Source organism: Trinickia sp., assembly GCF_051953405.1.
Lineage (GTDB): Bacteria > Pseudomonadota > Gammaproteobacteria > Burkholderiales > Burkholderiaceae > Trinickia.
Map to the genome: position 1 here is coordinate 1 of NZ_JBQCIV010000011.1, position 5,271 is coordinate 5,271.

The 5,271-nt window shown below is 62.5% G+C and carries 5 protein-coding genes; 1 reads left to right on the forward strand and 4 read right to left on the reverse strand.

What is annotated here, in order from left to right; genetic code table 11:
- Window positions 1-426: 426 nt before the first annotated feature.
- Window positions 427-876 carry a hypothetical protein gene (locus ACTHN9_RS02270; RefSeq protein WP_440535126.1) on the reverse strand — a complete coding sequence of 150 codons (450 nt, stop codon included), beginning with the start codon at window positions 874-876 and terminating at the stop codon, window positions 427-429.
- A gap of 11 nt (window positions 877-887) precedes the next feature.
- Entirely contained in the window at window positions 888-2,291 is a 1,404-nt protein-coding gene (mnmE, locus tag ACTHN9_RS02275) for a tRNA uridine-5-carboxymethylaminomethyl(34) synthesis GTPase MnmE (protein WP_440535127.1), read from the reverse strand.
- Between the two features lie 479 nt (window positions 2,292-2,770).
- On the opposite strand from mnmE, the gene ACTHN9_RS02280 reads away from it, so the two are divergent.
- On the forward strand, window positions 2,771-3,193 hold the full coding sequence (locus ACTHN9_RS02280; RefSeq protein ID WP_440535128.1) for a transcriptional regulator: 423 nt from the start codon (window positions 2,771-2,773) through the stop codon (window positions 3,191-3,193).
- 230 nt (window positions 3,194-3,423) lie between these two features.
- On the opposite strand, the gene yidC is transcribed toward ACTHN9_RS02280, so the two are convergent.
- Both yidC and yidD read right to left on the reverse strand, forming a co-directional pair.
- The gene (gene yidC, locus ACTHN9_RS02285) at window positions 3,424-5,079 is read right to left on the reverse strand and encodes a membrane protein insertase YidC (protein WP_440535129.1); all 1,656 of its coding nucleotides are present in this window, start codon (window positions 5,077-5,079) and stop codon (window positions 3,424-3,426) included.
- A 30-nt stretch (window positions 5,080-5,109) separates the two neighbouring features.
- A partial coding sequence (yidD, locus tag ACTHN9_RS02290; protein ID WP_440535130.1) for a membrane protein insertion efficiency factor YidD occupies window positions 5,110-5,271 on the reverse strand: 162 nt, incomplete at its 5' end.

The window sequence follows — 5,271 nt, forward strand, 5'->3', positions numbered from 1 at the left end:
ACCACTGCCGGCGCCGGCTGATGCGCGCCATCCCCGAATAATTTGTCGAGCAGACTAGGTTCGAAACGGCTCATTTATCTTTTTGAAAGAATCTTTAGTGAAGGCACCCTCTCAAGTGCGACGCAAATGGTACAGCACTACCCTTGTCGATTCAAATTTCGGGGCGGCACCTGATTGATAAAATGGCTTGACTGCACAGGAAGGCGTGTCCGTCCAGGGCGAGGGCCATGACGCACCCGCCCGAGCCAGCGACTCGACCTTCGGCCACCGGCGCCAGTCGTCAAAGAGCTTGAGTTCGAAGGCCGAGATCGGGAGCGCATGCATGGGGATCGGTGCGGCGCATCATAGACTCACGACTGCGTAGCCGTTTTGAGCAGCGCGGGCGGCTATTCGGGAAGTTGCAATCACCCTGCCCGCGCCCCGCGCCTATTGGCTCGCCTTCAACGCCGCACCCCCCAACTCGCGACACAGCGCATTCATGCCGGCCGGACACGAAGACGCCGAAAGCGTGGCGATTTTCGTTAAATCGTCCGTATCGAGCGTCGTATCGATATGGCGGAGGATGAATCCTTTTAGTCGAGAATTATGCCGAATCAACGTGCCGAGCTGCGGCAGCGTATCCCAGTGATCGACCAACAGGCGTGCGATGCCCTCGGAGTTGCCCTCGGCGATCTCTCCGTCGTCGCATTGTCCGTACTTTGTGAACGTGGCGTTCACCTGGGCCCAGCTGTCGAGGTGGTCGACCATCGCGTCGGCCGTCGTTGCGTCGCGTTCTGAGCAGACCTTGGCGCGTGCGACCGGCGCCGACGCTATGCACGCCGCGATCAGTGCGCCGGTGATTGTTGCCGAGAGCCTCTTGCGTTTGCGCTTATCCACGAGGTCAACCCTCACTTGCCAATACAAAACCGGCTAAAAATCACCCCCAACAAATCGTCCGAGGTGAACTCGCCGGTGATCGAGTTCAACGCCTCCTGCGCCAGCCTCAACTCCTCGGCGAACAAATCGAGCGATTGCGCGCGCTCTTGCGCGTGCGCCGTCGCAAGCGCCACATGATCCTGGGCGGCGCGCAGCGCAATCAAATGCCGTTCGCGCGCGAGATACACGCTTTCCGTTCCGGCCTGCCACCCCGCGATACGCAGCAGCTCCGCGCGCAGCAAATCGATACCCTCGCCCTTCTTCGCCGACAAACGAATCTCGCAAACCTCGGGTTCGCCGCCTTCCACGCGCTGCCGATTCACCGACGACCCGCTCTCGGTGAGATCGGTCTTGTTCAACACCCGCACGACAGGCACCCCGGACGGAAACCGCTCGGCGATGACGACATCCTCCGCAGTCATTCCCGAGCGCGCATCGAGCAAATGCAAGACGACATCCGCCCGCTCGATTTCGCTCCACGTGCGCGCGATCCCGATCCGCTCGACTTCGTCCTGCGTTTCGCGCAACCCGGCCGTATCGATGACATGCAACGGAATGCCCTCGATTTGAATCGTCTGCGTGACCTTGTCGCGCGTGGTTCCGGCGATCGGCGTCACGATCGCCAGCTCGGCCCCGGCCAACGCGTTGAGCAACGACGATTTGCCGACGTTCGGTTGCCCCGCAAGCACGACCGACAGCCCCTCGCGCAACAGCGCGCCTTGGCGCGCCTCGCCGAGAATGTGATCGAGCCGCGTACGAATGTGCGCAAGCTTGCCGCGCGCGTCCGCCGCTTCCAGGAAGTCGATTTCTTCCTCGGGGAAGTCGAGCGTCGCTTCCACCAGCATGCGCAAGGCGATCACTTCGTCCACCAGCGCATGGATATCGCGCGAAAACGCGCCGTCGAGCGAACGCCCGGCCGAGCGCGCCGCCGCTTCGGTGCTGGCTTCGATGAGGTCGGCCACAGCCTCGGCCTGCGCGAGATCGAGTTTGTCGTTCAGGAAAGCGCGCCGCGTGAACTCCCCGGGCTCGGCCAACCTGAGACGGAACGATTGCCCGGCATCGAGGCACCGCTGCAAAACGAGTTGCAGCACGACAGGGCCGCCGTGGCCCTGCAGCTCCAGCACATGTTCGCCCGTGTAGGAATGCGGCGCCGGGAAGTACAGCGCGATGCCGCGATCGAGCACGTTGCCCCCCGCATCCAAGAACGGGACATAGCTCGCATGACGCGGCGCGAGCGCCTGCCCGCAAAGCGCGGCCGTCAATGCAAGCGCGGCGGCTTCGCCCGCTCGGCCGAACGAAACGCGTACCACGCCGATGCCTCCGCGTCCGGGAGCGGTGGCGATGGCGACGATCGGATCGGAATCGAGAGCAAGCATGGTCGAAACGGGAGCAATAACGATGAGCGGAAGACAGGGCGCTGGCTCGCCCGGCGGGTAACGTGAAATCGGTAGGGTGCGAGCGCGGCATGTACTGGCAATTCAACCGGCGCTATGACGCCCTCCGCGCACCCTCCATATCGACGAATGTGCCGGACGCCGGAACCGGCGCACGGGCCTGTGCCCCGGCATTGTAGCTTGCCGATGTCCGCTCTCCTTCGATCTCAGCCTGAGCGCTGCTGCCCCGATACCATAGTTAAGATTTATCTCATTTGAGATAGCGTAATATTAGGACGAAGAGAAGCATGCGCCGCGCTCGGTAGTGCCAAAAGGCCGGACGCTACGCGGGTTTCAGCCAATGAGTCCCGATGGGACTTGGCGCGTTGTCCGCCGCGAGCATGGCGTATTCGTGCCCGATCAGGCTAAAGCTGACCCGGCCGGTTGTCTTCTCGATACGGTCTGGATTGCACAATTTGCCGATGCCAACCGTCGAAGAAAAAGCGGCGTTCTCCGAGCGCCTCAAGTTTGCCCTGCAGCGCAGCCCTGAAAAGGTTGCGGGTGGGACGCAGCTTGCCTTGCAATTCAACTTACGCCACCGCGGCGCTCAATCGATTTCCCCGCAAACGGCCCACAAATGGCTGACCGGGCGCACGATTCCGACGCGCGACAAACTGGCGACGCTCGCCAATTGGCTGCGCGTCGACCTGCACTGGCTCCACTACGGCCCAGCGCCCACTGCGGCGGCACGCACGACGCCCAAGCCGCTTCCGCGCGACGACAAGTATCCGCTCACACCGGAGACGATCGAGTTGGCATCGAAGATCGAATCGCTTTCGGCGCACCATCGCTACCTAGTGCAGGAACTAGTCGAACAGTTCTATGGCGATGGCGGAGAGCGCTGACGCCTCGCACGCGTAGTCGGGCAAGCGTTCGCTAGCGATTCGCCAATTGCGCCGCGTAGCTTGCGCCAATGCGTCGCGCAGCGACACCTACGCAGACCACCCGCAACGACGATGTAAAAAAATCGCCCGGCATGCCGGGCGATTTGCTTGGGCGCGCCAAGTTGGCACGCTGAATTGCACGGCTCCGCCAGGGCGCGCAGCGTTTGCCGCCGCGCGCCGGCTTCGACCGATCAGGCGGCCTTCTTCTTGGCAGCGCCCATGACGCGCGTGATGTAGTACTGCTGCGTGATCGACAGGACGTTGTTCACGACGTAGTACAGCACGAGACCGGCCGGGAAGAAGAAGAACATGACCGAGAACGCGATCGGCATGAACATCATCATCTTGGCTTGCACGGGATCGGGCGGCGTCGGGTTCAAGCGCGTTTGCAGGAACATCGACACGGCCATCAGCACGGGCAGGATGTAGAACGGATCGGCCTGCGACAGATCGTGGATCCAGAGAATCCACGGCGCACCGCGCATTTCGACCGACGAGAGCAGCACCCAGTACAGCGAAATGAACACCGGAATCTGAATGACGATCGGCAAGCAACCGCCGAACGGGTTCACCTTCTCGGTTTTGTACAGCTCCATCAACGCCGCGTTCATCTTCTGCGGATCGCTCTTGAACCGCTCGCGCAGCGCTTGCATACGCGGCGTGATCTCCTTCATGCGCGCCATCGACTTATAGCTCGCCGCCGACAGCGGGAAGAACACCGCTTTGATCAGCACCGTCAGCAAGACGATCGCCCACCCCCAGTTGCCCACCACGCCGTGGATCTTCTCGAGCAGCCAGAACAACGGCTTCGCGATGATCGTGACATAGCCATAGTCCTTCACGAGTTCGAGCCCCGGGGCGATGCCCTCGAGCACGCGCTCTTCTTCGGGGCCGGCAAACAGGCGAGCGGATACGTCGGTCGACTGCCCCGGCGCGATCGACGCCAGCGGCTGCTGCACGCCGATGCGATACAGCGTCGGGTCGATCTTCTCGATGTAGATGTTGCGCGGCGCGCCTTGCTGCGGAATCCAGGCCGTCGCGAAGTAATGCTGCACCATGCCGATCCAGCCGTTGTCGGCCGAAGTTGCCACGTCGACCTTGTTCTTGTCGATGTCGCTGAACGTGACCTTTTGGAAGTGGTGCTCGTTCGTGTAGAGCGCCGGGCCGAGGAATGTATGCGAGAAGCGCGGCGTTTCGACCGGCTGGCTATCGCGCACGATTTCCATGTACAGGCTCGGCTTCACCGGTATCGTGCCGACGTTCTGGATCTTCGTGTCGACGCCGATGACGTAGCTGTCGCGCGTGAACGTATAGGTCTTGACCACCTTCACGCCGCCCTTGACGGGCGATTCGAGCGATACCGTCAGCGTCTTCTGATCGGGGCCGAGCGCGAGCGGGCCCGGGACCGGCGTGAAGACGTCGTTATGGTTCGGATAATCGCCGCCGATCAGGCCCGTCCGCGCGAGGTACGTGTGGCTGGCCGTGTGGTCGAACAGCGTGACGTTGAGCGGGGCGCCCTTCGGATCGGCGTTCTTCGTCAGCACGAGCTTCTCGAGCGTGCCGCCGCGCGTGTCGATCTCGCCGGAATAGACGTCGGTGCTGAAATGAATCAGCTGCGCGGCCGCCTGCGGCTGGCCGGCCGCGGTATTAGCGACGGGGGCGATCGAGTTCGACGTTGCAGCGGCTTCGGAGCCGGGCGTGGCCGATGCCGGGCCGGTGCTCGTCTGCGTATGCGTCGGGTTCGGGAAGAACATCGACGAGCGTCCGTGATCGCGTTGCCAGTTGTCGAACAGCATGACGGCTGACACGAAGAAGATCGCCCATAGGATGGTGCGTTTGATATCCATGCGTGGTCTCAGAGTCGATGGAGCGGCGTTTCAGCGCTTTTTCGGGGGTGGGGGCGGAACGAGATCGATCCCGCCCTCGGAAAACGGATGGCAGCGACATAAGCGCTTCACCGCGAGGTAACTCCCGCGCGCGGCGCCATGATACTGGATTGCCTCGCGTGCGTAATCAGAACAGGAGGGATAAAAGCGGCA

Bases quoted from the DNA above. Each gene is read 5' to 3' on its own strand.
- mnmE (WP_440535127.1), bottom strand. From the start codon at position 2,291: ATGCTTGCTCTCGATTCCGATCCGATCGTCGCCATCGCCACCGCTCCC.
- ACTHN9_RS02280 (WP_440535128.1), top strand. From the start codon at position 2,771: ATGCCAACCGTCGAAGAAAAAGCGGCGTTCTCCGAGCGCCTCAAGTTT.
- yidC (WP_440535129.1), bottom strand. From the start codon at position 5,079: ATGGATATCAAACGCACCATCCTATGGGCGATCTTCTTCGTGTCAGCC.